A 25168-nucleotide genomic window follows, 5' to 3' on the forward strand; every position below is an offset into this window, starting at 1 on the left:
GGGCGTGTCGGCCGGCGCGAACCGAAGAAAAACGTGCCGGCGGAATCAGTCGTCGCTCGCCGCGAAGCTGGCCGATTCGGCCGCGGCCGCGGCCTCGGGTTCGCCGGGCAGTTCGTTGCGCACGTCGTCGCTGCCCTGTTCGGTGATCGCCTCGTAGTAGGCCTCGGGCATGACCTTCACGAAGGCCTCGAGCGCGTGCTCCCAGTTTGCGAGCAGGAGTTCACCCCGCTCGGAGCCGGTGTAGGCGACGTGGTTCTCGACGAGTCGACGGAGCATCCGCTCGTCTTTCTCCTCGAGTTCGTCGTGGAGCGAGACCATGCCGGTGTTTGCCTTGGCTTCGAACTCGTCGTCGGGGTCGTAGACGTAGGCGACGCCCCCACTCATCCCCGCGGCGAAGTTCTTGCCCGTCTCGCCCAGCACGGCGACGACGCCACCGGTCATGTACTCACAGCCGTGGTCGCCGACGCCTTCGACGACGGCCTTGGCGCCGGAGTTACGCACTGCAAAGCGCTCGCCGGCGACGCCGTTGACGTACAGCTGGCCGTCGGTCGCGCCGTAGAGCGCGACGTTGCCGATCGAGACGTTCTCGGTTGGGTCGTAGGCGGCGGTCTCGGGCGTTCGAATCGTGAGCTTGCCGCCGGACAGGCCCTTACCGACGTAGTCGTTGGCGCTGCCGTCTAAGTGCATCGAGACGCCGCTCGCCAGGAACGCGCCGAAACTCTGGCCGGCGGTCCCTTCCGCGTCGACGGTGATGGTGTCCTCGGGGAGACCGGGCTCGCCGTAGCGGTCGGTGATCCGGTTCGAGAGCATCGCGCCGACGGTGCGGTCGACGTTGGTAACCTCGGTCTCGAGACTGACCGGCTCCTGGTCCTCGATGGCGTCGGCCGCGGCGGCGATGAGATCGCGGTCGAGCTGGTCCTCGAGTTCGTGGTCCTGCTCGCGGATCTTGCGTCGGACCTCGCTGCCGGGGTCGGCAAGCACCTCCGAGAGGTCGACGTTGCGGGCCTTCGGGTGGTCGACGTCGTCGCGCTGCTCGAGGGCGTCGACTTGGCCGATCATCTCGTCGATCGTCTCGTAGCCGAGTTCGGCCATGATCTCGCGCAGTTCCTGCGCGATGAAGGTCATGTAGTTGATGACGTGTTCGGGCTCGCCGGGGAACCGCTTGCGCAGGTCCTCGCGCTGGGTGGCGACGCCGACCGGGCAGGTGTTCTTGTGACACTGCCGAGCCATGACACAGCCGCCGGTGACCAGCGAGGCGGTGCCGAAAATGTACTCCTCGGCGCCCAGCAGAGCGGCGACGGCGACGTCGCGCCCGGTCTTCATCCCGCCGTCGGCGGAGACGCGGATGCGGTCCCGGAGGCCGGTCCGACAGAGCATCTGGTTGGCTTCCGCGAGGCCGAGTTCCCACGGGAGGCCGGCGCTCTTGATCGAGGTCTTGGGCGAGGCACCGGTCCCGCCGTCGTGGCCGGAGATGTGGACCACATCGGCGTTTGCCTTCGCGACGCCCGCCGCGACCGTCCCGATGCCGGCCTCGGAGACGAGTTTGACGTTGATGTCGGCCGTCTCGTTGGCGGCCTTGAGATCGAAGATCAGCTGTTTGAGGTCCTCGATCGAGTAGATGTCGTGCAGCGGCGGCGGCGAGATCAGCCCCACGCCGGGCGTGGACTTGCGGACGTGGGCGATCATCTCGTTGACCTTCGAGCCGGGGAGGTGGCCGCCCTCGCCGGGCTTGGAGCCCTGGGCCATCTTGATCTGTAGTTCGTCGGCGTTCGAGAGGTACGTCGAAGTGACGCCGAACCGGCCGGAGGCGACCTGCTTGACGTTACACTCGCGTTCGGTGTTGAACCGCTCCGGCGGTTCGCCGCCCTCGCCCGAGTTGCTCTTGGCGCCGAGCCGGTTCATCGCGATCGAGTTGTTCTCGTGGGCCTCCGGCGAGAGCGAGCCAAGCGACATCGCGGCCGTCGAGAACCGCTGGACGATGTCCTTGATCGGCTCGACGTCCTCGACCGGGATCGGATCGCGGTCGGAGTCGAACTCGAGGAGGCCACGCAGGGTCTGGAGGTTCTCCTGTTGGTCGTTGATCTTTGCGGCGAACTCCTGGTAGCGCTCGTAGTCGTTCGAACGGACGGCCTGCTGGAGCGCGCCGACGGTGTCGGGGTTCCACTGGTGGTGGATGCCGCCCGAGCGGTGTTCGAACTCGCCGTGGCGGTCGAGGTCGGACTCCTCGCCGTCGTCGCCGAAGGCGGTCGCGTGGCGCTCGCGGAGGTCCTCCTCGATCTCGGCGAGGCCGATCCCCTCGGTACGGTTCTCGGTGCCCTCGAAGTACTCGGCCACGAGGTCGGAATCGAGCCCGACGGCCTCGAAGATCTGGGCGCCCTGGTAGCTCTCGACGGTCGAGATTCCCATCTTGGCCATGATCTTCAGGAGACCGTCCTCGACGGCGTTGACGTAGGCGTCGATGGCGACCTCGGTGTCGGCACCGTCGGGGCCGGCGGTGATGTCCTCGATGGTCTGGTAGGCGAGGTACGGGTTGACCGCGCCGGCACCGTAGCCGACCAGCGTCGCGAAGTGATGGACGGTCCGCGGGTCGGCCGACTCGACGATGAGGCCGACGTGATTGCGCAGGCCGTTGCGCACGAGGTGGTGGTGGACGCCGCCGGTCGCCAGCAGGCTCGGGATCGCGACCCGGTCCTCATCGACGTTCCGATCCGAGAGGACGATGACGTCGTGGCCGCCGTTCTCGATCGCGTCGACGACGTCCTCGCGGACGCGCTCGACCGCGGCCTCGAGGTCCGCGCCGAGGCCGTTGCTTTCGGGCTCGTAGGTGATGTCGATCGTCGCGGACGTGATCCCGTTTGCCGAACAGTCACGGACCGACTCGAGTTCGGCGTCGGTCAGGATCGGCGAGTCCAGCACGAGTTGGCGGGCGTGTTCGGGCGATTCGTCTAACAGGTTGCGCTGGAAGCCCAGCCGCGACTCCATCGAGGTGACGAGTTCCTCGCGGATGTAATCAAGCGGCGGGTTCGTAACCTGTGCGAACAGCTGTTTGAAGTAGGAAAACAGCGGTCGGTTGAACTCGGTCAGCACCGACAGCGGCGTGTCGTCGCCCATCGAGCCGACGGGGTCTTTCCCCTTCTGGGTCATCGGCTCGATCAGGTTCTCGAGTTCGTCGTGCGTGTAGCCGAACGCGGCCTGTTGGTCGCGCAGTGCCGAGATTTCCGTCTGTGGCGAACGATCGTTCGTGGTCCGAATGTCGTCCAGATGGACCTGTTCCTGGTCGACCCACTCGCCGTATCGGTCGTCGGTGAGGTCGTCGAAGACTTCCTCGTCGGGGATGACCCGCCCCTCCTCGGGATCGGCGAGGAAGAGCTGGCCGGGCTTGAGACGGCCACGTTCTTCGATTTTCCCGGGCTCGGTCTCGAGCGCGCCGGCCTCGCTGGCCATGATGAGCTGGTTGTCGGTCGTGACGTCGTACCGGCACGGGCGCAGTCCGTTACGGTCCAGCACCGCGCCGACACGTTCGCCGTCGGTCGCCGCCACGAGCGCGGGACCGTCCCACGGTTCGACCAGCGACGCGTGGAAGTCGTACCAGTCCTTCCGATCGGGATCCATCGCGTCGTCGCCCCGCCAGGCCTCGGGAACGAGCATTCGCAGGGCGTGTGCGAGGTCGCGACCGTCCTGCATCAGCAGTTCGAGGGCGTTGTCGACGCTTGCGGTGTCGGACTGGTCGGGATCGTCGATGATCGGCTTGACGGCCTCGAGATCGGAGAGGACGTCGCTCTCGATATCGGTCTCGCGGGCCCGCATCCAGTTGATGTTACCCTGAATGGTGTTGAACTCGCCGTTGTGGATGATGTTGCGGTACGGATGTGCGAGGTGCCACGCGCCGAGCGTGTTCGTCGAGAACCGCTCGTGGACCATCACGAACGTCGATTCCATCCGCTCGTCGGTGAGATCGGGATAGTAGGCGGGGACTTGGACGCCCTTGAGCAGCCCCTTGTAGACGACGGTCTTGGCATCCAGCGAGACGGCGTAGAACCGCTCTTTGTTCTCGATGTCGGCGTCCTCGACGGCGTTTTCCAGCGCGCGTCGAGCGACGTAGAGCCGGCGGTCGAAGTCGTCCTCGGAAAGATCGTCCTCGGGTGCGACGACGACCTGGAAAACGTCGGGTTCCGAGTCGACGGCCGTCCGGCCGAGATCGTCGTTGTTCGTCGGGACGTCGCGCCACTCGAGAACCTCGAGATCGTAGGTGTCGAAGGTGTCGGCAGCGAGATCGCGGAGTTGCTCGCGTGCCCGGTCGTCCTGCGGCAGAAAGAGCGAGCCGACGGCGTAGATCTCGGGGAGATCGGTCTCGAGGACACTCTCGAAGAACGAATCGGGCGTCTGGAGCATGATGCCGGCTCCGTCGCCGGTGTCTTTCTCCGCGCCGGTCGTCCCGCGGTGTTCGAGGTTTTCGAGCAGTTCGAGTCCGTCGGCGACGATGTCGTGGCCCCCGTCCCCATCGAGATCCATGACGACACCGACGCCGCAGTTCGACCGTGCGTCCGCGGGGTCGGCGAGCCCCTGTGAACGCTCGGTGGATGACTCCATATGTGGCTGTGACATACACCCCCGTAGCGGGAACAGATATAAGAGGCTAATCCATTATGGCTAAGTGTATTATAAACACATATAGATCAATATAAGGTATATGTAAACACCTTAGTTTCGACTACCGGTGCCGATTATCGGACGGGAAAACACGCAGTCGTCGGAGCGACGATCGAAATCCCGACCCGGAAACGCGAGTTCCCGGTGACGGGACGAAATGTCAGAGGCACGTAGTGTTCACCCACCAGAGTGAACACCACATCCATTGGAACGGTATCCTCCCCTAAGCAATCTTGGGCTAAAGAATTAGGTGTGCGTGAAACAGTCACCCGTGCAAACGGTCCGTCACAACGGATACTGGCGTCCCGGGGGGTGAGATGGATGCCGTCGCTGGAGTATGCCAGCTAGCTTACGAACCGCACCGTCATACGTGGGTCCCCACGAAACTGCGCCCGATCTCGAGCAGACGTCGAGTCCGTACAGCGGTGAAAAACGGAGATCGGCCGGGAGCGATCAGTACGACTTCGCGAAGTAGGCGATCTCGGCGGCGGGATCGCCACAGACACCACACTCGTCGTGGTCGGGTTCGGGTACCTCACCGCCCGACGACCCGCCCTCGTCCTCGAGGGGTTGCATGACGATCTCGGCGGCGATCTTCTCCTTGATGACCTCCTCGCAGGCCTCGTCGCCGCACCACGGCGTCTTCACGTAGCCGCCGTGTTTGCCGATCGTGCCGAGGATTTCCTCGGGGCTGTGGGCCTCGCGGACGTTGTCCTCGAGGGTTTCCTCGGCGGCCTCGTACAGTTTGTCGTAGATCTCCTCGAGATGCTCGTCGACGGCGTCGACGATCCCGTCGCGGTCCTCGACGGTCTCCTCGTTGTCCGGCCGGTGGACCAGCGTGGCCTCCTCGTCCTCGACCTCGTAGGGACCGATCTCCAGTCGGAGTGGCACGCCGTTGAGTTCGTGTTCGTTGAACTTGAAGCCGGGATTGCGCTCGTCCCGGTCGTCGAGTTCGACGCGGAAGCCGGCGTCCTCGAGGTCGTCGGCGATCCCCTCCGAGTACTCGAGGACCTCCTCCTTGGTGTCTTCCTGCCAGATCGGGACGATGACGACCTGCGTGGGCGCGACCGTCGGCGGCAGCACCAGCCCCTGATCGTCGGAGTGGGTCATGATGAGCGCCCCGAGCGCGCGCCAGGAGAGCCCCCACGAGGTGGTGTAGGCCGTCTGTTCCTCCTCGTCCTCGTCGACGAAGGAGATGTCGAAGGCCTCGGCGAAGCTCTGGCCGAGGTTGTGGCTGGTTGCGCCCTGGACGGACTTCCCGTCGGGCATCAGCGCCTCGACGGTCGTCGTGGTGTCCGCGCCGGGGAACTTGTCGTGTTCGGGCTTCTTGCCCCGCAGGACCGGGATCGCCAGCACGTCCTCGTAGACCCGCTCGTACTGGCCGAGACGGGTCCAGACCTCCTCCCACGCGCCCTCGTTGCTGGCGTGGGCGGTGTGGCCCTCCTGCCACATGAACTCCTTCGTGCGGAAGAACGGCTTCGTCTCCGTCGCCTCCCACCGGACGACCGAACACCACTGGTTGAGCCGCATCGGCAGATCGCGGTGGCTGCGCGTCCAGTCAGCCATAAACGGCGCGATGATCGACTCGCTCGTCGGTCGTACGGCGAGTCGTTCCTCGAGTTCCTCGTGGCCACCTTGAGTGACCCACGCGACCTCGGGGTCGAACCCTTCGACGATGTCTTTCTCCCGCTCGAGGAAGCTCTCGGGGATGAACATCGGGAAGTAGACGTTGTCGACGCCGGTCTCCTTGAACCAGCCGTCGAGCGAGTCCTGAATCGCCTCCCAGAGGGCGTAGCCGCGGGGCTTGGTGACGATAAAGCCGCCCATCGGTGCGTAGTCCGCGAGGTCGGCCTTCTGGACGACCTCGGCGTACCACTCGCCGGGCTTGTGCGATTTCGACTCGGTGATGCCGAGTTCCTGACTCTCGTCGCTCATTAGTACGACATGCAGTCAGCGCGGGCTTAAACCATGCGAAGAGCAACGCCCGCTGGCGGCCGCCGTTCGGGTCCGCGTACCGGAGGTGTTTTGTACCGATAGCCACTCGGTGGAGGTAGGCGGCACGGTCGGCCGGCCCCTTTCAGCCGTCGCGGTTTCCGTGGCGGTTCCGCTGTCCGACCTACACCGTCTCTCTAACACTCTCGAGCGCCAGCTATAGTAGCCGCTGACAGTCATTGCACACCTGATCGTCCGACAGCGTTGCGATCAGTGTGTGAATCGTTTCAGCGACTACTATATCGTACCTGCACCCACCACCGAACCGGTACCGGCGGGACCGCGGGCGACTCGAGCAGTCACGTCCGCCGACAGCAATCGGAGCGAAACACTCGGAAACCCTTGCTTCGTTTCATCCGGTTCTCACAGGTTTATGGACGCGACCGTCTTATAGGGGATCGACATGAAAGCAATCGAGGTCGACTCTTATGGCGACAGTGACGAACTATCGGTCGTCGACGTCCCGACACCCGAGCCCGGCGCGGGCGAGGTACGAATCGAAATCAAGGCCGCGGGCATCAACTTCGCGGACATCATGCAGCGACGGGGCCACTACCCGGACGGACCCGAAGCCCCCTACGTTCCCGGCATGGAGGCCGCGGGAACGGTCGACGCGGTCGGCGAGGGCGTCGACGATCTCTCGGTCGGCGACCGCGTCGTCGGCATGCTCGATACCGGTGGCTACGCCGAGTACGTCACCGCCCCAGCGGCCATGCTCTTTCCGGTCCCCGAGGCGATGAGCTTCGACGAGGCCGCCGGCTTCCCCGTCCAGTTCCTCACCGCTCACGCGAGTCTGTTCGAGTGGGGCGGTCTCGAGACGGACGAATCCGTCCTGATTCAGGCCGCCGCGGGCGGGGTCGGCACGGCCGCCGTCCAGTTGGCGTCGAACCACGGCGCGGAGGTCTTCGGCACCGCGAGTACACAGGAGAAACTCGACCTCGCGGCCGAGCTGGGCTGTGATCACCCGATCAACTACACCGAGACGGACTTCCGCGAGGTCGTCGAGGCCGAGACCGACGGCGAGGGCGTCGACCTCGTCTTAGAGAGCGTCGGCGACGACGTCTTCGATCGCAGCCTCGACGCGATGAGCCACTTCGGACGCATGGTCACCTACGGCGTGGCCAGCGGCGTTCCCGCAGAAGTGAGCAACCAGCGGCTGCTCTTCGAGAACAAGACGGTCAAGGGATTCCACCTCGGGCAGGCCACCATGCACGACCCGGACCGGGTCATGAAAGCGGTCCCCGAACTCACCGAAGGGTTCGCGAGCGGCAATCTCGAGGTTATTCTGGGCGAATCCTTCGCGCTCGAGGACGCCGCCGAGGCCCATCAGTACATCGAGGACCGGAAGAGTTCCGGGAAGATCGTGCTGAAACCCTAACTCGAGGGAAGAGACCACCGCGGATCGCGACAGACACACCGGCCGACGGCGGGAGTACGCTGTCGGTCGGTCGAGCAGCGTGTCCGGATTACTGCGTTTCGTCTTCTGTGAGCGACACACCCCACTCGAGGTCGTGATCGGTGAACTCGGCCTCGTCTAACGGTTCGCCGCCCTCGAACCGGAACTCGCCGGCGACCGTCTTCCCCTCGAGGACGCCGGGTAGCCAGAGGGAGTCGTCGTCCCACATCCGGTCGTAGGGCACGTCGTCGACGGAGACCCACTCCGGATATGCTTCCTCGGACGACGTGGGTTCGCCCTCGAACGATCGGGAGCGGTAGACGTGACAGAAGGTGTGAGCCTCACCGTCGAGCAGAAAGGTGAGTTCGCCGGCCTTCTCGAGGGCCCGGACCTCGAGGCCGACCTCTTCCTCGGTTTCGCGGACCGCGCACTCGCGGGGTGTCTCGCCGGGTTCGCGTTTCCCGCCGGGGCCGTTGTACCAGCCCTCACCCAGGCCGCGGCGTTTCTCGATGAGGAGGACCTCGTCGGCGTCGCCAGCCTCGCGGAGCGGAAAACACAGCGTCGCCTCGATCATACGCGGGGATTCGCTCGGAGGGTGAAAAGGGTGTACGCTCGCTTCGAGAGGATTCCCCGGGGCCTGGATAGATGTCAGCCCGAGGAATCGAGAAGGCTACTCTGCTATCGTGGCAACACGGAGTGACCACACCCTCCCCAGCCGATTCGTTCGCTCCTTTCAGTCGCTCACTCATCCCTCGCGCGAAGTCGAGCGACGGCTCGCATGACTCGCCGTCACTCAGCACGCGCCACTGCAGTACACCGGTAGAGAACGAGCCGACGGCTCACCCGTCGGCGTGAGAGAAGACGAACTCCCGGACCAGTTTCGCAGCCAGCGCAGCGGCCTGCCCGTCGTCGCGGTCGTTGACCTCGACCACGTCGAAGCCGCCGGCGTGGGGGGCGACTGCCCGAACGACGTCGCGGAGTTCGCGGGGCTCGAGCCCGAACGGTTCTTTCGTTCCCGTCCCCGGCGCGTAGCCGGGGTCGGCGGCGTCGATGTCGACGCTCAGGTAGACCTCGCGGTCCGCGAGTCGGCCGTCGGGCGTCCAGTCGCCCACGTCCTCGGGCGGGACGACGGTCACGTCGTCGTCGGCTGCTCGGTCCCACTCGCCCTCGCTGCCCGTGCGGACGCCGAGCAGGATGACCGCCTCGACCGAGTCGACGTCCTCGAGGATCCGCCGGGTGACGGCGGCATGTGAGAACCGCTCGCCGTCGTAGGCGTCGTACAGATCGAGGTGGGCGTCACAACAGACGACCACCTCGGGTTCGACGGCGCGGACGCCCGCGAGCGAGACGGTGTGTTCGCCGCCCAGCGTCAGCGGGACGGCGTCGTTCCAGACGGCCTCGCGGAGCGTACTCGTGAGGTACTCGAGATAGGCTTCAACGTCGTTCCACGCGCGGACGTCGCCGCGATCGACGACGCCCAGGTCGGAGAAGTGTTGGTCCGTCCGGTGATCGTAATCGTCGAACGGTTCGGCAAACGAACGGATCCGGTCGGGACCGAATCTGGTCCCCGGCTGAAAGGTCGTCGTGGCGTCCAGGGGCGCACCGACGACCACGAAGTTCGTGACTCCACGGTCGGCAGCGTCCGCCGCGTCGGTCACCTCGCCGTCGTCGGCCGCCCCGGGAAACATCAGACGATCTTTCGCTGGTCTTCCATCTCGAGGTATTCGATGTTCTCGTCGGGGGAGACATCGATGTCCTCGGGGACCCGCATCGTGATCGTCTCGTACGTTTCGAGGTCCATGACCTGCATGTCCGAGCCGTCGACGGAGACGACCTGCCCGTTTTTGCGCTCGATGATCGGGACCCAGATCTTCGCGTCGACGGGCTGGGAGAGCGAGCGTTTCTTACCGTCGAAGACGCCCTCGGCCTCGACGCGGGCCTTGGCGCTGCCGTGTTTGCCCGGCTTGGCCGTCGAGTAGGCGTTGATCTTACACGGTGTGTCCTCGATCATGACGTAGCTGCCTTCCTGGAGATCGCGAACTTCGGTCTGCTGTTTCGCCATGTCCCGGCGTAATCAATCGACGTGCATAAACCGTTTGGAATGGCCGCTGGCGTGCGTTCGATGTGCTAACAGGGCCGGTCGGGTTCGTCGCGAACGGCCGTTCCGCCCGACAGTGGGTCAGGAGCCGACGGCCAGTATCGGCATGGAACCGCCGGCCGTATCGCGGCCCGGGCGGTGTCTCGCTGGCTGCCGGAACCGCATCTATTTTTGAGGAGGATCAGAAACCGAACGAGTGTCCGGGTAAAAAACTCACATCCAGGCTGGACCGCACGCTCACATCCATCCAGTCCAACCCGGACATCTTCGATTGCGGTCACACGAGTAAAGTGTTGCTGGCCGACCAGTTGGGGACTCGAGCGTCGATCGATCCAGCGCCCGCTCAGCCGTCGAACGCTGAGCCGAACCCGACGGCATCGGTCGCGGGCTCGAGCGGGCTCGCCGGCAGTCCGTCCGCGACCCCGGGATCGTTGTACGCTCGTGGCGCGATGTCGTTGGGTCCGTCGGGATAGCCGACCGCGGCCAGCGTCTGGAGCTGAGCGCGACCAACCCCGAGTTCGAACTGGCCGCCGCCGTAACACCTGATGTCGCGGTCGTCGCAGTAGCGCAGCGTCTCGCACAGCGACTCGAGCGAGCCGAATCGCGAGGGTTTGATGTTGAGCCAGTCGGGCTCCCAGGGCAGCGCCTCGACGTCCGCGACGCCGTGGATCGGCGCGTCCCACGAGACCCGCGCTCGGACCTCGGGATCGTCGAACAGCGGTCTCGTCTCGTCGGTCAGGTCGGGGTCCTCGATGACGGCCTCGGGGAACGACTCGAGGACGCGTTCGTACAGTTCGGGATCGGCCGGCACGTCGACGTCGGTCCCCTCATAGTGGCCCTTCAGGTCGAGGATGCGGACGGCGTCGGTCCCGACCGTCTCGTCGATCGCGTCGACGAGGCCCGCGTCCCACTCGGGGGTCGGGTCGAGCTTGAACTCGAGGTCCGGGATCCGATCGCGCAGTCCCGCGAGCCGGTCGGCCGTCGGCGGATCGCCCAGCCGGGTGCTGGCGACGAACCGGACGGGATCGAGGCTGCGATCGAGAACGCTCCCGAGGTCGGTCTCTGCCTGCCGGAGTGCGAGGTCCAGTGCAGCGCTCTCGACCCCCCAGCGCCGGTAGTTGCGGAAGACCTCGCGGTCCGGCGCGCCGCCGGGGAACAGGTCGAGGTCGGCGAGCCGGTCGGCAAAGGAGTCGAACGTGTACTCGCCGGTGAGATCCGGCAGCCCGGTCTCGGCCAGCCGGTCGTGATCGGCGGTCTCGTAGGTGACGTCCTCGCCGCGTCCCGTGACCGTCCCGTCCCCGTCCGGCGTGGGCCCTGACAGCGAGATCACCGTCGTTACCCGGGTGAAATCGCTCGTGGTCTCGCGCTCGAGGCGGGCAGTCGAAACGTCGTCGATCGACAATGAGAGGTCGGCGATCCGATCGTACTCCATACCGACCCGACGACAGCAAGCCCCAAGAGCGTTTGCGGTCCCGCTACTCGTTGCCGCGGCGCTGGCGGAGGTTCTGGCGGGTAAACTGCGGTCGGGCACCGATCCCCTTGGCCGAGCGGAACGACCGGTAGAGCTGGATCAGCACGATGATCGAGAAGACCGCCGCGACGACCGAGGCCCGCGGGGCCTCGAGGGCGTATAAGACGCCCATCGAGAACAGCGACATCGTCAGGAGCATGCCGTAGACGAGCCGCTTGGCGAGGTTCTCGAAGACGTTCGACTCGTCCTCGACGCCGATCCGGACGTAGAGGTCGTCGCGATCGAGCCGGTCGAGGGCCCGCTCGGCCTTGGGGGTGATCCGGGTCAGGGATTGGCCGGTCCGCCGGAGTTGGTCGCCCGTCTCGTCGATGTACTGTCGGATGGACTCCTCGCGGTAGCCCTGTTCGGTCAGATAGTCGGTCGCGACGGAGATGAAATCGAAGTCCTCGTCTAAGGTCACGCAGACGCCCTCGACGACGGTCGCGACCCGAAGGACGAGCGCGAGGTTCTTCGGGAGCCGCAGCGGGAACTCGTAGATCGAGTCCTCGACCTGCCCGACGATCTGATTGACCCGGTACTGCTCGACGTCCTCGCCGCGGGCGTCCTGGATGGCGATCTCCATGACTTCGGCCATCACGCCCCGATCGGCCTCCGGCGAGAGCGTCCCGATCTCGACCAAGGCGTCGAGGATGCCGTCGATGTCCTGGTTGGCGACGGCGATATAGAAGTCGACGATCTTCTCCTGAACGAACGGATCGACCCGGCCCGACATCCCGAAGTCGTAGAAGACGATCCGCCCGTCGTCGGTCACCGCGAGGTTGCCGGGGTGGGGATCGGCGTGAAAGACCCCGTCGTCCATGATCATCTGCAGGTAGGACCGTTCCAGGTTCTCCGCGACGCGCGTCCGGTCGATCCCCCGGCGCTCGAGTTCGTCGACGTCGTTGATCTTCGTCCCCTCGACGTACTCCATGGTCAGCACGCGGGGGCCGGAGTGGCTCTCGATCACGTCGGGGATGAGAAAGCGGTCGTCGTCCGCGAAGTTCGCCCGGATCTCGGTGAGCATCTCGGCCTCGCGCTCGTAGTCCATCTCCTCGCGGATCGTCTTCGAGAACTCCTCGGCTAAGTTCTCCAGCGAGAACGACCGGGCGTCGTCGACGAAATACAGCAGGATCGGTAAGGACCACTTGATCACCCGCAGGTCCGCCCGAACGAGCGACTCGATGTTCGGTCGCCGGATCTTCACTGCCACGTCGTGGCCGTCGCCACTGCCACTGCGCCCCCGTGCGCGCTCGCTCTCGGGGTCGAGCCGCGCGCGGTAGACCTGTCCCAGACTCGCGCCGCTGATCGGTTCGGTGTCGAACTCGGCGAAGCGCTCGTCGACCGGCCCGAGTTCGTCCTCGAGGACGCTTTTCGCCTCGTCCCAGTCGGCCGGCGGCACGTCGTCTTGCAGCGACGCGAGGACGTCGACGTACGACGGCGGGAGGATGTCGGGCCGGGTCGAGAGCAACTGCCCCAATTTGATGAACGTCGGCCCAAGCGTCAACAGCGACTCGAGCAACACCTCGGCCCGGTGGCGATGGGTCTCGGGATCGACTTGCCGCCGGCGACCGAACAGCAGGAACCGCCGCCGGTCACGGGCGTAGGCCAGCAACAGCGGAAGGAACTGCCAAGCGACGATGACGAACCGCTTGTATGCACGGAGGGAAGCCAGCCTCTGTCACCCCGTTTGGGCGTCTTCGTCGACGACATCGATCGTCGTCTCCTCGCCGGCCCCGCGTTTCGGGAGCGTCAACTCGAGGACGCCCCGGTCGACCGTCGCCTCGCCGCCGGCGTCGGAGGCGTCGTCGGGCAGCGGGAGGTCCACCTCGAGAAACAGCGACCGGTTCTCCTCGAGATAGCGGTAGTCGCCGGCGGGGTCTTTCTCCCGTTGGGCGTCGATGGAGACCCGACCGTCCTCGATCGCGACCTCGAGCGACTCGGCGGAGACTCCCGGGACGTCGAGGACGAGGAGGTAGGCCTCCTCGCTCTCGAGCAGATCGAAGAAGACGTCGTCGGAGAGATCCCGCAACGCGTCGCGGAGCGCTGACATAGATACCGGTTTGAACGCCGATACGAAAAAGGCCGCGGTCGCGGCGATCCGTCGCCTCCGCGAATGTGCGCCGATACGCTCCGGGGACGAGTTGCACCGATGTCTCTCACGGCGGGAGACAGTCACGATTCGGACGATGACGGAGAATCGCCGGCGGTGGCGCGCGCTGTCGGCCGACCGAGCGCTAGCGAGGACGGCCGAGAACATTGCGCGAGGGATGAGTGAGCGACTGAAAGGAGCGAACGAATCGGCTGGGGAGGGCGAGGAAATCCCTGTTGCCACGATAGCAGGATGGTTCTCTCTCCAGTCGACTATCTATTCTTCAAACAGCGAGAGAATCCCGCCGTTCACGGCGGGCGTGAATCGCGTCACTCGACTACTCAGTCTACCGTCGTCGACCGGTCCGAAACCCCAACGCTTAGTACGCACCGAATCGTACGTATTCCCAAGGGTTACGTCGGCTTTCGGCACTTGCGCGGAAGTACGAGACGCGCTGAAACCAACGTCCTGGGTTTTCCGGGGCGAAGGTTCCCACGGTCGGATGGACCACGGTTCATCGGATGCGGGGTTCGCGTCGTTCGCGAGTACGGTAAACCGACCCACTGGGCGGCTAAGTGTGACCGAACCGTCGATGCCGCGAGGCATGACCGCTTGGGTGAGAGACGCTCTGAGAAACCGAGCGTCGATGACACGCTTGCGGATGGGAGTACACGTGGCGGTGCCACAGGACGCTCCCGATCGAGGAACGAAACCCGTTCCACCGACCTCGGGAGAGACAGTCCTGAAACCTGCTCGGCAACAGGCCGGGTTTCCTCGTGCTGGGGAAGCCCCGTCGTTTACGACGGGGAGGACGTCACTGAACAGTCGTCGAGACGAGAGCGGGGGACTCTGACGCCAAATTCGACCTCGAGTCGGACGGAGAGACGACGGCTTCCCCCACGCTTTTGGCCTCCGACGACCCGATTCAGGGTATGGAAGGAGCCGACCGCGAGCGCACGGAGGCCGGGTTCAAGGTTCGAACGCCGGTCGACGAGGCGCGCCGGATTTTGCAGGAGGCGGTCGTGGGGGACGGCGAGGAGGGAGACGTACCCTGCGGAACCGAGACCGTCGATGTCGATCGCGCGGACGGCCGCGTCCTCGCCGCACCCGTCGAATCGGCCTGCAACGTCCCCCACTACGAACGGGCGGCGATGGACGGCTACGCCGTCCGGGCTGCCGACACCTTCGGGGCCAGCGAGCGCTCGCCGGAAGTGCTGCGGATCGCAGCCCCGGACGGCGAGGGCGACCACGCCACCGCCGACCGCATCGAGCCGGATACGGCCGCGCGGGTCCACACCGGCAGTGCGCTCCCCGAGGGGGCCGACGCCGTCGTCATGATCGAACGGGTCACGGAACGCGAGTCGGTCGGCGAACTCGAGGTCGAAGACGCCCTCGCGGAGGGGGAAAACGTCGCGCCGGTCGGCGAGGACGTCGAGGAGGGCCAGCACCTCTACGACGCGGGCCACCGGCTCCGGCCGTCGGACCTCGGCCTCCTTCGCTCGGCGGGCTACGGCAGCGTCGCGGTCGCCCAACAGCCGACGGTCGGCGTCGTTCCGACAGGCGAGGAACTCGTCGCGGGGGATCCCGGCCCCGGCGAAGTGATCGAGACCAACGGGCTGACCGTCTCGCGGCTGGCCCAGCGCTGGGGGGCCCGCGCGACCTACCGCGACGTAGTCACCGACGACCCCGAGTCGCTGCGCGTGGCGATCCAGCGCGATCTGACCAAAGACGTCGTCGTCACCACCGGCGGCTCGAGCGTCGGCGAGCGCGACCTCCTGCCGGAGGTGATCGACGATCTCGGCGAGGTACTCGTCCACGGCGTCGGGCTCAAGCCCGGCCACCCGGTCTGTCTGGGGATCGTCCAGGACACCCCCGTCCTCGCGCTGCCGGGGTATCCCGTCGCCTGCATCGTCAACGCCGTCCAGTTCCTGCGGCCGGTCCTGCGGTGGCTCGAGGGCACCGAGCCCGACCCCCACCCGGAGACGCGGGCCCGCCTCGAGCGCAAGATTCCCAGCGAACCCGGCACCCGGACGTTCGCGCGGGTACGACTCGAGGAACGCGGGGGCGACGACTTCGGCCCCGACGAGCCCCACTACGAGGCGATCCCGACGCGAGCGAGCGGGTCGGGCGTCCTCTCGAGCGTCGCCTTGGCCGACGGCTGGGTGGTCGTCGACGACGACCGCGAGGGGATTCCGGCCGGCGAGACGGTCGCGGTCGAAGACTGGGAAGCGCACCCGTAGCGGTGTGGCGATCGGTCACTGCAGCGCGTGTCGAACCGCGTCCCCCAGCGCGTTGACGCGGGCGACGTGTTCGTACGAGCCGTCCCGGACCCCGTTGGTCACGTAGGCGAAGCCGACGTTCGCCTCGGGGTCGGCCCAGCCGACGCTGCTGCCCAGCCCCGCATGGCCGAAGACGTGTTTCGGCGAGAGCGTGCCGTAGGGCGCGACCGTCGTCCCGCCCTTCCAGAAGCCCAGCGCGAACCGGCCCTCGCGGCCGATCGTCCCGTCGGCCTCGGTCTCGGCCTGTACCTGCGTCATCCGCTTGACCGTCTCGGACTCGAGCAGTTGCGTCCCCTCGAGTTCGCCGCCGTTGGCCAGGCAGGCGTAAAAGCGAGCCATGTCGCCGGCGGTGCCGATCCCGTTGGCGGCAGGGATCACCGCGCGGTGGACCTCCTCGGAGTTGAACGGTGCTGCGACCTCGGCGTTCTTTCCGAGCCCCTCGTCGGGATCGCGACAGCGGTCGAACGGCTCGAAGCCGACCAGCGTCGCGACGTCGTCGTCCTCGTCGTCGCGCAGGCCGATCCCGGTGTCGGCCAGTCCGAGCGGGTCGAAGACCCGCTCTCGAGCGGCCGTCTCGATCGGCGTTCCCGACACCCGACGGACGAGTTCGCCGACCAGCCAGCCGAACGTCAGCGCGTGGTAGGCCGGCGTTTCGCCGGGTGTGAAGTTCGGCTCCATCGCCTCGAGTTTCTCGACGACGGCGCCCCAGTCGCCCCAGAGGTCGGGCCGGTCGTCGATCTCGCCGCGGTTGAGTCCCGACGTGTGACTGAGTACCTGCCGGACGGTGATTTCGGCCTTTTCGGTCCCCTCGTCGGCGAACTCGGGCCAGTGGTCGACGACCCGGTCGTCGTAGGCGAGTTCCCCTTCCTCGACCAGCGAGTGCAGCGTCACCGCCGCGTAGGGCTTCGTACTCGAGAAGAGAACGTGTCGCGTCTCGCGGGTCTCCTCGGGGCCGTCAGGCGCTTCGACGCCGCCGGCGAGATCGATCACCGGTTCGCCGTCGACGTAGACGGCGAGTTGGGCCCCGTGATGGAGTCCGGCCTCGAGATGACGATCGAAGAGATCGGCGATGCGCTCGCGATCCGTGTCGGAAATCCGTGACATGGCACGGTACTCTCGGGGCGGACGCTTAATCGTTGTCGTATGAGAACATATCGCGGGCATTCGTCCGCGGGTCGACCGACGTTTTTAGCCGCGGCGCGCGAATGGCCGGTATGAACCGCAAGGAGTTCCGCGATCTCGCCACCCCCGACGAAGCGCGGGCGGCGATCGACTCGCTGTCCCTCGAGGGCGGCGTCGAACGCGTCGCGCTCGAAGACGCCCGCGGCCGGATTCTCGTGGCGCGACTCGACGCCGAACTCGACGTCCCCGGCTTCGACCGGGCGAGTCTGGACGGCTACGCGCTCCGGGCCCGGGACACGTTCGGCGCGGACGAGGCCGATCCCGCGCGCCTCGAGATCGTCGGCGAGGTCCACGCCGGCGCGAAACCGGACGTGGCGCTCGAAGAGGGTCAAGCGGCCGAAATCTCGACCGGTGCGGTAATGCCCGACGGGGCCGACGCGATGGTCCCGGTGGAGCGAACCGATACGGAGGCAGACGGGAGCGAAGTCCTGATCCGCACCTCGGTCGCGCCCGGCGACAACGTCATGTTCGCCGGCGCGGACGTGGCCGCCGGCGAGCGCGCGCTCGGGCCCGGGACGACGATCACGCCGCGAGACATCGGCCTGCTGTCAGCGCTGGGCATCGACGAAGTGCCGGTTCGGGCGAAACCAACGGTCGGCATCGTCTCGACCGGCGACGAACTCGTGCGGCCGGGCGAGGCCCTCGAGAGTTCGCGCGGCGAGATCTACGACGTCAACAGCTACACGATCGCCGCGGGGGTCGAGGATTCGGGCGGCGAGGCCGTACTCTACCCCCACGCCGGCGACGAGCAATCGGAGATGGAGGAGATCCTGCGGACCGCGGCCGACGAGTGCGACCTCGTCCTCTCCTCGGGGTCGACCAGCGCGAGCGCGGTCGACGTCATCTACCGGGTCATCGAGGAGCAGGGCGAGTTGCTACTCCACGGCGTGAGCATCAAGCCGGGAAAGCCGATGCTGATCGGGCGGTTGGACGACTCCGCCTACGTCGGCCTTCCGGGCTATCCCGTCTCCGCGATGATGGTTTTCCGGACCTTCGTCGCGCCGGCGATCCGCGAGGCCGCCGGCGTGCCGGAACCCGCCGCCGCGACCGTTTCGGGGCGGCTGGCGCGGCAGGAACGCTACGAAGAGGGTCGTCATCGACTCATGCCGGTCGGTCTGGTCGAGAGCGGCGACGGCGAGACCCTCGTCTACCCCGTCGACAAGGGCAGCGGCGCGACCACCAGCCTCGCCGACGCCGACGGCCTCGTCGAGGTCGGCCCCGAGACCGACTACCTCGAGAAAGGCGAACCCGTCACAGTCACGCTGTTCTCGCCGGACGTCCGGCCGCCGACGCTGTTCGCCGTCGGCGAGGACGACCCGGCGTTCTCGCGGCTCCTCGACGGCCTCGAGAACCCCCGCTATCTCTCGGTGGGCAGCCGCCCTGGCCTGCGGCGGCTCCGGGACGGCGTCCCCGACGCGGCCGTCGTCGCGGGCCCCGTCGAACCCGAGTTCGAAGCGGTCGAACTCGGTCGCTGGGAGCGCGAGTGGGGGCTGGTCGTTCCCGCCGGCAACCCCGCCGAACTCGAGGGGCTGGCCGATCTGGTCGATCGCGACCTGCGCTTTATCAATCGGACGACCGACTCCGGGCTGCGCTCGAGCCTCGGCGCGGCGGTAGCCGATCTCGCCGACGAGCGGGGCGTCGACCGCCACGACATCGTCGACGCCATCGACGGCTTCGATCTGGGGCTGCGCGCCCACGAGAGCCCCGCCCGGAAGGTCATCGCGGGCGATGCCGACGCCGGGCTGGGCCTGCGCGAGACCGCCGACCGGCTCGATATCGGGTTCGTCCCCCTCGGCGAGCAGTCGGTGTTTGTGCTGGCGAACCCCGATCGGACCGAGAAGGAAGGGGTTCGGGAACTCGAGGCAGCGCTTTCGGACGCGCCGTAAGCGGACGCTGGCAGCTACGACTCGACCGGAGGGGACTGTTCGCGAACGAACAGCAGCAGCGAGAGGAGAGCGAACGCCGTCGCGATGAGTCCCGTCAGGATGCCGACGAGGGGATACGGCGTGCCACTCAGCAGCCATAGGACGCCGAGATAGACCGCGAGCCCCGCGCCGAGTAGATAGAGGACCGGGTGCCAGTATCGCGTGACGTAGACGGCCGGACCGACGAGAAGCGCCGCGCCGATGAGCAGGAACTGGCGGGCGTCGTCGGGCGACACCGATGGCGCGAGAGTGGCCAGATACAGGTGAACCGCAGCCAGTCCGAGACACGACAGCAGGAACCCCCACGCGATCGGATCCCCGTCGACTCGCGATGCAGCCGTCATTCCAGTCGTGATAGATGTACGGCAGGGATATAGTAGCCACTGAAACGATTCTCACACTGACCGCGACGCTGTCGTGCGATCAGGTGCGTAATGACGTTCAGTGGCTACTATGACGGTTTCTGACGGAGGGGCGGCGCGACATCGGCGTCTGACCGGCGTTCGGTATCCCCGACGGCGGCGGTCTGCGATCCATCGAGCCCGCCGTTTTTGACCGCTCGCTCCCTACGGGAGATCATGCGAACCGTCACGACGCTGCCCTCGGCCACCGAAATCGTCGCCGCGCTCGGTCGCGAGCCGGTCGGCGTCTCCCACGAGTGCGACTACCCCCCGGCGGCCGCGGACGCCCCCGCGATCACCCGCTCCCGGCTCGAGGTCGACGAGTCGGCCTCGAGCGGCGATATCGACCGGCAAGTCAGAGAGACCGCTGACACCGAGGCCGGCGTCTACGACGTCGACGTCGAGACCCTCGACGACCTCGAGCCCGACGCCGTCGTCACGCAGGGGATGTGTGACGTCTGTGCGGTCGACGAAGCAGTGATCGAAGACGCCGTCGCGCGCATCGATGCGAGTCCCGAGATCGTCCCGACCGACCCCCACAGCGTCGGCGACGTCCTCGACGATATCGAACGGATCGGCACGGCGATCGACCGCCGGCAGCAGGCCAGCGAGTTGCGAACCGATCTCGAGGCCCGGCTCGAGGCGGTCCGGGAGCGGACGGCGGAGATCCCGCCCGAAGACCGCCCGCGGGTGGCGATCCTCGACTGGACCGACCCCGCCATGGTCGCGGGCCACTGGACGGCCGAACTCGTCGACTGGGCCGGCGGCGAGTACGGGCTGGCTGACGCCGGCGAGCGCTCACGCCCTCGGGAATGGGACGAGATTCGGGCGTACGACCCCGAGGTGCTGATCGTTGCGCCCTGTGGGTTCGGCCTCGAGCAAATCGGGCGGAACGCGACGGACCTCACCGAGCGCGAGGGCTGGGCGGAGCTGACGGCGGTCCGGGAGGGACGGGTCTGGGCGATGGACGGCGACCACTACCTCAATCGGCCCGGCCCGCGGCTGGTCGACACCCTCGAGGCGCTGGCACCGATCGTCCACCCCGGGCGATTCGACGGCCCCGACCCGGAGGTCGCGGTGCCGTTCGACGACCTCGAGGGGGTCACACCGGCGGGCGAGCGCGAGTCCGCCGAAACCGAGTCCCGTGCCGAGGTCGACTCGGGACCGTGATCGTCCTACCGACTGGAATTCGGGAGACGATCCTCGAGCGCGCCCGCGACGGAACGCCTGAGGAGATCTGTGGCGTCCTCGGCGGCGCGTACGACCCCGACGGCCGGAGCCGCGTGGCGTCGCAGTACCCGGCCGGGAACGTCGCCGACGATCCGCGGACCAGATACGAGATCGATCCGGAGCAACAGCTGCGGCTTTTCGACCGGCTCGAGGACCGCGGCGAGGCGATCGTCGGCTTCTATCACTCCCATCCCCGCGGCCCGCCGCGGCCGAGTGCGACCGACGCCGCGAACGCGACCTGGCCCGATCGGTCGTACGTGATCGTCTCGCTCGAGCCCCTCGAGACCGGGTCGTGGCGCTGGCGGACGGGGGGCGACGGAGCCGACGCTCCCGGCGATCGGTTCGAGCGAGAGCAAGTCGTCGTCGAGTGACCCGGTCCGTCTGCGGGGTCAGTCGTCCTCGAGTTCGTCGGCCCGTTCGCGGGCCTCGACAGCCCGCTCGCGGAACTCCTCGATCCGCTGGCTCAGCTTCTTCCCGGCGGTGTAGGCGAACTCGTCGGGCATCATCCCGTAGTCGATCTCGAGGGTGATCATCGTGTCACAGCCCTCGACGATCTCGGGGGCCCAACTGCCCTGTGCCAGTTTCGACTCGTCGGTGACGATCGCCTCGCCGTCCTCGACGTCGATAAAGGCCGAGACGATGTTCCAGATGTTCGGATTGCTCGAGCTGACCTCGTCGAACAGGCCCTCGAGACGCGACCCTTTGATGTCCTCGTCGCGCAACTCTTCGAGGAGGTCCTCGAGGGCGTCGGCGATCTCCTCGTCGCGGGCGGCCCGCTCGCGGAGGTCGGCGGGCGAGTCGTCGGTGTCGTCGCGCGTCATCGCTGTCCCCCCGTCTCGTCGGTGGCGGCGATCATGGACGATGGTATCGGCTTCGGCACCGTAAACGTACGCTTCCGTGCTGAGATCGTATCGTGGAGTCGGTGCTTCAAGCGAAAAGTCGACCGAACACTCCGCTCTCGGTACAGACGACAACAGCAGGGAGCGCGCTGCTATCGTGGCACCACGGAGCGGCCACACCCTCCCCAACCGATTCACTCGCTCCCTTCAGTCGCTCGCTCATCCACTGGAAGATGCGGAGCATCTTCCAAGCAGTCGCTCGTTTCACTCGCGACGACCCCGCACGAGGTTATCGACCGCTCTCGCTAGCGCTCGATCGGCAGACAGCGCGCGCCACCGCACGTTCTGAAGAACCAAAGCTACGAGGCGTTCTCGAGGACACCGCTCACCCACAGCCGGTTCGGATCCGCCGTCTCGTCCATCCACTCGATCAGCCGCTCGCGCATTTCCCTCCGGGCGTTCGCGTAGTCGGGGTGATCGATCAGGTTCTGCAGTTCGGCGGGATCGGCCTCGAGGTCGTACAGTTCGTCGATATCGGGACCGTTGTAGACGTACTTGTACGCCGCCGTCCGGACCATCCGCTGGCTGTAGAGGCCGAACTCGTCGCCGTGGTACTGGGCGAACGTCGAGTCGCGCCACTCGAGGTCGGCGGGCGGCTCGCCCCCGTTCTCGAGCAGCGGGACCAGGCTCCGCGAGTCGAAGCTCTCCGGAACGGGTACCTCGGCGATCTCGAGGACCGTCGCCGCGAGGTCGTGGAGGTGGACGGGTGCCTCGGCGGTCGCGCCGTCGGTGACGCCGGGCCAGCGGATCTGCAGCGGGATCCGATAGGTATCGTCGTACATCAACGGCCCCTTGTTGAACTGGCGGTGGCTCCCGGCGAAGTCCCCGTGATCGGAGGCGTGGACGACGACGGTCTCGTCGGCCAGTCCGTGGTCGTCGAGGGCCCCGAGGACCCGCTCGAGTTGGTGATCGATCATCGTGAGAAACCCCCAGTACTTCGCGAGCGCCTCGGCCCACAGCTCCCAGTCGAAGTCCGCAACGCCGCGGTAGGCGAGGTAGTTCTCGTGGACGCGCGGTTTCCCGTCGTAGGTCTCCGCGTAGCTGTCGGGTGGCTCGATGTCGTCGGGATCGTACATCGAGGCGTAGGGTTCCGGGACGACGTAGGGGTGGTGGGGCCCGTAGAAATCCGTTCGGTGGAAGAACGGGCCGTCCCGGTCGCCGTCGGCGTGGGACTCGATCGCGTCGATCGTCCGCTCGGCGAGGAAGTACGCACGCGTCTCCTCGACGTCGATGGGGGACTTCGCGGCGACAAACGTCCCGTTTTCGCCGTCTCTTGGATCCTCGCCGGTGTAGATCGCCTCCTCGAGAGCGGCCTCACCGACGGGCGTGCCACGCTCCCTGCGGTACTCGCGAAACGCCTCGTCGATGTCGTCGTGGTGCGTGTCGCTCCCGCCGAGATACGAGAAGCCGAAGTCGGCCGGCGTCCGCTCGCGACCGACGTGCCACTTGCCCGTGTAGGTCAGGTCGTAGCCGGCCGCAACGAGTTCCTCCGAGAACGTCGGCAGCTCGTCGGGGAGATCCTCCCGGATTGCGTCGGGCTCGTGGCAGTTGTTCAACATCCCGTGGCCGTGGGGGAACTGCCCCGTCAGCAGCGACGCACGAGCGCTCGAGCAGATGCTGATCGGGGTCACCGCCCGCTCGAAGCGGACCCCCTCGCTCGAGAGCGAGTCGATCGCCTCGGTCTCGACCGGCGGTCCGTCGGGCGCGCTGGCGTCGTATCGCTCCTGATCGGTGAGGACGAACAGGACGTTCGGGCGGGAGTCGGAGTCGGCCATCGACCGTCGTACACCCCGGTCGCAGTTAATGGTGGGACCTGCGGCGGCTCTCGGCGACTCGCGCGGCTGCCGTTATAAGACGCAACCGCGTGAACCCCACCGCTCATTGGGCTGCCCTTCGAGGGACCGCACGTGCCGAGCGCGTACTGCGACGAGTGCGGGTGGGAGTATCGGACCGACGGGGCGGACGGGGAACTCAGCCGGGCGATGATCGACCACTTCGTCGAGACCGGTCACTCGCCGGTCGAGCGCCGCGACGCGGACAATCGCCCCGAAAACGACGGTGATAGTCGGGGAGCCAAAGCACAGTCGGCAGGGCGGCCGGAGTCGGGAACGGAAGCACAGCGGCCGAACCGCGAGTGAGTCAGGCGAGGTCCTCGAACGTCGGTCGCTCGCGGTCGCCGGGGAACTCGTCGACGGGGACCTGCGTCTGGTCACCCGATTCCATATCCTTGATCGTCACCTCGTCGTTCTCGAGGTCCTGTTCGCCGACGATGACGACCGTCTCGGCGTTGATCGAGTCGGCGTAGTCCAGTTGGGCACCGAACGACCGGCCCGCGATGTCCGTCTCGACGACGTGGCCACGATCGCGCAGTTCGCCGACGATCCGGGCCGCTTCGGCGCGCGTGTCTCCGATCTGGAGGACGTAGTAGTCGGTCGTCACGTCTTCTTCGGGCCAGACGCCGGCCCGTTGGCAGAGCAACGCGAGCGTCGCGTGGCCCGGCGCGACGCCGACCGCCGGCGTCGGCTGGCCGCCGAAGCTCTCGATGAGGTCGTCGTAGCGCCCGCCCCCGAAGATCGATCGCGACACCTCGCCCGCAGAGTCGAAACACTCGAAGACGACGCCCGTGTAGTAGTCCAGCCCGCGGGCCGTCTCGAGCGAGATCGTACAGTACTCCCGGGCACCGAAGTCCTCGGCCGCGTCCAGTACGTTCTGTAGGTTCTCGACCGCTGCGGTCACACGCTCGGTCCCCGCGAACGCCTCGACTTCCTCGAGGTCGCCGGCCGCGATGAGGTCGCCGAACTCGGCTGCCTGATCCGCCGACAGGCCTGCGTCGATCAGCAGGTCGTGGTATTCCGCCCGCGAGAGCTTGTCCGATTTGTCGACCGCGCGGATCGCCGCCTCGGTGTCGACCTCGGTATCGTAGCTCTCGAGGACGCCCCCGAGGATGTCCCGGTGGGAGATCCGGAACTCGAAGTGGTCGCCGGTCAGCCCCAGCCCGGTCAGGGCGTCGGCGGCCCACGCAAGGATCTCGGCGTCGGCCGTCGGCTCCGACGAGCCGAAGATGTCGACGTTGGTCTGGTAGAACTCGCGGTAGCGGCCCTGCTGGACCTGCTCGTAGCGCCAGAACGGCCGCGTGGAGACCCACTTGATCGGCTTCGAGAGTTCCTGCTGTTTCGCGACGACCATCCGGGCGACGGTCGGCGTCAGCTCCGGCGTCAGCGTGACGTGGCGACCGCTCTGATCCTCGAAGGCGTAGAGTTCGTCGACGATGTCGTCGCCGCTCTTGTCCGTCCACATCTCGGCGCGTTCCAGCGCCGGCGTCCCGATCTCGCGAAAGCCGTACTCGCGGGCAGTGTCCTCCAGCACGTCGACGGCCTCCCGTCTGGCGGCCATCTCGCCGGGGTAGAAGTCACGAAAGCCCTTGATCCGGTCGTACATGGATATCCGTTCGGGGACGCCGAACTTCTATCCTTTCGTTCCGCTCTCGCGGCGCTCGCGGTCGCCACCCGTTTGCGTC

The 25168-nt window shown here is 66.9% G+C and carries 19 protein-coding genes; 6 read left to right on the forward strand and 13 right to left on the reverse strand.

The window, feature by feature from the left end; genetic code table 11:
* Positions 1–45: 45 nt before the first annotated feature.
* Together gltB and proS are read right to left on the reverse strand one after the other, a co-directional pair.
* A complete protein-coding gene (gene gltB, locus ACSBP4_RS16755) occupies positions 46–4605 on the reverse strand; it encodes a glutamate synthase large subunit (protein WP_435552899.1) in 4560 nt (1519 codons plus the stop codon).
* Positions 4606–5103: 498 nt separating this feature from the next.
* Positions 5104–6585, reverse strand: a complete 1482-nt coding sequence (proS, locus tag ACSBP4_RS16760; protein ID WP_435552900.1) for a proline--tRNA ligase — start codon at positions 6583–6585, stop codon at positions 5104–5106.
* A 460-nt stretch (positions 6586–7045) separates the two neighbouring features.
* Here proS and ACSBP4_RS16765 point away from each other — a divergent pair, with 460 nt between their 5' ends.
* Positions 7046–8020, forward strand: coding sequence for a quinone oxidoreductase family protein (locus ACSBP4_RS16765; protein WP_435552901.1), 975 nt, complete (start codon positions 7046–7048; stop codon positions 8018–8020).
* Positions 8021–8108: 88 nt separating this feature from the next.
* Here the strand turns inward: ACSBP4_RS16765 and ACSBP4_RS16770 are convergent, their stop codons facing one another.
* From ACSBP4_RS16770 to ACSBP4_RS16795, 6 genes are all read right to left on the reverse strand, one after another.
* Positions 8109–8612, reverse strand: coding sequence for an 8-oxo-dGTP diphosphatase (locus ACSBP4_RS16770; protein WP_049965744.1), 504 nt, complete (start codon positions 8610–8612; stop codon positions 8109–8111).
* A 265-nt stretch (positions 8613–8877) separates the two neighbouring features.
* Complete coding sequence (gene speB / locus ACSBP4_RS16775; RefSeq protein ID WP_435552902.1) at positions 8878–9726, reverse strand: agmatinase; 849 nt, start codon at positions 9724–9726, stop codon at positions 8878–8880.
* Complete coding sequence (locus ACSBP4_RS16780) at positions 9726–10100, reverse strand: translation initiation factor IF-5A (RefSeq protein ID WP_006180210.1); 375 nt, start codon at positions 10098–10100, stop codon at positions 9726–9728. Before ACSBP4_RS16780 ends, speB begins: the two co-directional genes overlap by 1 nt.
* A 379-nt stretch (positions 10101–10479) precedes the next feature.
* Positions 10480–11568 carry a hypothetical protein gene (locus ACSBP4_RS16785; RefSeq protein WP_435552903.1) on the reverse strand — a complete coding sequence of 363 codons (1089 nt, stop codon included), beginning with the start codon at positions 11566–11568 and terminating at the stop codon, positions 10480–10482.
* 43 nt (positions 11569–11611) lie between these two features.
* Positions 11612–13258, reverse strand: coding sequence for an ABC1 kinase family protein (locus tag ACSBP4_RS16790; protein WP_435552904.1), 1647 nt, complete (start codon positions 13256–13258; stop codon positions 11612–11614).
* Positions 13259–13324: 66 nt separating this feature from the next.
* Positions 13325–13696, reverse strand: a complete 372-nt coding sequence (locus ACSBP4_RS16795; protein WP_006647924.1) for an Hsp20/alpha crystallin family protein — start codon at positions 13694–13696, stop codon at positions 13325–13327.
* Between the two features lie 971 nt (positions 13697–14667).
* On the opposite strand from ACSBP4_RS16795, the gene ACSBP4_RS16800 reads away from it, so the two are divergent.
* Entirely contained in the window at positions 14668–15975 is a 1308-nt protein-coding gene (locus tag ACSBP4_RS16800) for a molybdopterin molybdotransferase MoeA (RefSeq protein WP_435552905.1), read from the forward strand.
* Between the two features lie 15 nt (positions 15976–15990).
* Here ACSBP4_RS16800 and ACSBP4_RS16805 read toward each other — a convergent pair whose 3' ends face one another.
* Positions 15991–17118, reverse strand: coding sequence for a serine hydrolase domain-containing protein (locus tag ACSBP4_RS16805; RefSeq protein WP_435552906.1), 1128 nt, complete (start codon positions 17116–17118; stop codon positions 15991–15993).
* 110 nt (positions 17119–17228) lie between these two features.
* Between ACSBP4_RS16805 and ACSBP4_RS16810 the strand changes: the two genes are divergently transcribed.
* Positions 17229–19082, forward strand: a complete 1854-nt coding sequence (locus ACSBP4_RS16810; RefSeq protein WP_435552907.1) for a molybdopterin biosynthesis protein — start codon at positions 17229–17231, stop codon at positions 19080–19082.
* Between the two features lie 14 nt (positions 19083–19096).
* Here ACSBP4_RS16810 and ACSBP4_RS16815 read toward each other — a convergent pair whose 3' ends face one another.
* The gene (locus ACSBP4_RS16815; protein WP_435552908.1) at positions 19097–19465 is read right to left on the reverse strand and encodes a hypothetical protein; all 369 of its coding nucleotides are present in this window, start codon (positions 19463–19465) and stop codon (positions 19097–19099) included.
* Positions 19466–19699: 234 nt separating this feature from the next.
* On the opposite strand from ACSBP4_RS16815, the gene ACSBP4_RS16820 reads away from it, so the two are divergent.
* Both ACSBP4_RS16820 and ACSBP4_RS16825 read left to right on the forward strand, forming a co-directional pair.
* Positions 19700–20692 carry an ABC transporter substrate-binding protein gene (locus ACSBP4_RS16820; protein WP_435552909.1) on the forward strand — a complete coding sequence of 331 codons (993 nt, stop codon included), beginning with the start codon at positions 19700–19702 and terminating at the stop codon, positions 20690–20692.
* Entirely contained in the window at positions 20689–21123 is a 435-nt protein-coding gene (locus ACSBP4_RS16825; protein ID WP_435552910.1) for a desampylase, read from the forward strand. The genes ACSBP4_RS16820 and ACSBP4_RS16825 overlap by 4 nt, the downstream gene beginning before the upstream one ends.
* Before the next feature lie 18 nt (positions 21124–21141).
* Here ACSBP4_RS16825 and ACSBP4_RS16830 read toward each other — a convergent pair whose 3' ends face one another.
* Positions 21142–21573 carry a hypothetical protein gene (locus tag ACSBP4_RS16830; protein WP_435552911.1) on the reverse strand — a complete coding sequence of 144 codons (432 nt, stop codon included), beginning with the start codon at positions 21571–21573 and terminating at the stop codon, positions 21142–21144.
* A 377-nt stretch (positions 21574–21950) separates the two neighbouring features.
* A complete protein-coding gene (locus tag ACSBP4_RS16835) occupies positions 21951–23426 on the reverse strand; it encodes a sulfatase-like hydrolase/transferase (RefSeq protein ID WP_435552912.1) in 1476 nt (491 codons plus the stop codon).
* Positions 23427–23558: 132 nt separating this feature from the next.
* Between ACSBP4_RS16835 and ACSBP4_RS16840 the strand changes: the two genes are divergently transcribed.
* Positions 23559–23789, forward strand: a complete 231-nt coding sequence (locus ACSBP4_RS16840; protein WP_049965731.1) for a hypothetical protein — start codon at positions 23559–23561, stop codon at positions 23787–23789.
* A gap of 1 nt (position 23790) precedes the next feature.
* Here the strand turns inward: ACSBP4_RS16840 and hisS are convergent, their stop codons facing one another.
* Positions 23791–25089, reverse strand: a complete 1299-nt coding sequence (gene hisS, locus ACSBP4_RS16845; protein WP_435552913.1) for a histidine--tRNA ligase — start codon at positions 25087–25089, stop codon at positions 23791–23793.
* Positions 25090–25168 lie beyond the last annotated feature (79 nt).

It is taken from the genome of Natrinema sp. CGMCC1.2065, assembly GCF_051225675.1.
In the GTDB taxonomy this organism is placed as follows: domain Archaea; phylum Halobacteriota; class Halobacteria; order Halobacteriales; family Natrialbaceae; genus Natrinema; species Natrinema thermotolerans.

What these genes read in the sequence shown, in the direction of transcription:
- gltB (WP_435552899.1), bottom strand. Translation starts at nt 4,605, where the DNA reads ATGTCACAGCCACATATGGAGTCATCCACCGAGCGTTCACAGGGGCTC.
- proS (WP_435552900.1), bottom strand. Translation starts at nt 6,585, where the DNA reads ATGAGCGACGAGAGTCAGGAACTCGGCATCACCGAGTCGAAATCGCAC.
- ACSBP4_RS16765 (WP_435552901.1), top strand. Translation starts at nt 7,046, where the DNA reads ATGAAAGCAATCGAGGTCGACTCTTATGGCGACAGTGACGAACTATCG.
- ACSBP4_RS16770 (WP_049965744.1), bottom strand. Translation starts at nt 8,612, where the DNA reads ATGATCGAGGCGACGCTGTGTTTTCCGCTCCGCGAGGCTGGCGACGCC.
- speB (WP_435552902.1), bottom strand. Translation starts at nt 9,726, where the DNA reads ATGTTTCCCGGGGCGGCCGACGACGGCGAGGTGACCGACGCGGCGGAC.
- ACSBP4_RS16780 (WP_006180210.1), bottom strand. Translation starts at nt 10,100, where the DNA reads ATGGCGAAACAGCAGACCGAAGTTCGCGATCTCCAGGAAGGCAGCTAC.
- ACSBP4_RS16785 (WP_435552903.1), bottom strand. Translation starts at nt 11,568, where the DNA reads ATGGAGTACGATCGGATCGCCGACCTCTCATTGTCGATCGACGACGTT.
- ACSBP4_RS16795 (WP_006647924.1), bottom strand. Translation starts at nt 13,696, where the DNA reads ATGTCAGCGCTCCGCGACGCGTTGCGGGATCTCTCCGACGACGTCTTC.
- ACSBP4_RS16800 (WP_435552905.1), top strand. Translation starts at nt 14,668, where the DNA reads ATGGAAGGAGCCGACCGCGAGCGCACGGAGGCCGGGTTCAAGGTTCGA.
- ACSBP4_RS16805 (WP_435552906.1), bottom strand. Translation starts at nt 17,118, where the DNA reads ATGTCACGGATTTCCGACACGGATCGCGAGCGCATCGCCGATCTCTTC.
- ACSBP4_RS16810 (WP_435552907.1), top strand. Translation starts at nt 17,229, where the DNA reads ATGAACCGCAAGGAGTTCCGCGATCTCGCCACCCCCGACGAAGCGCGG.
- ACSBP4_RS16815 (WP_435552908.1), bottom strand. Translation starts at nt 19,465, where the DNA reads ATGACGGCTGCATCGCGAGTCGACGGGGATCCGATCGCGTGGGGGTTC.
- ACSBP4_RS16820 (WP_435552909.1), top strand. Translation starts at nt 19,700, where the DNA reads ATGCGAACCGTCACGACGCTGCCCTCGGCCACCGAAATCGTCGCCGCG.
- ACSBP4_RS16830 (WP_435552911.1), bottom strand. Translation starts at nt 21,573, where the DNA reads ATGACGCGCGACGACACCGACGACTCGCCCGCCGACCTCCGCGAGCGG.
- ACSBP4_RS16835 (WP_435552912.1), bottom strand. Translation starts at nt 23,426, where the DNA reads ATGGCCGACTCCGACTCCCGCCCGAACGTCCTGTTCGTCCTCACCGAT.
- hisS (WP_435552913.1), bottom strand. Translation starts at nt 25,089, where the DNA reads ATGTACGACCGGATCAAGGGCTTTCGTGACTTCTACCCCGGCGAGATG.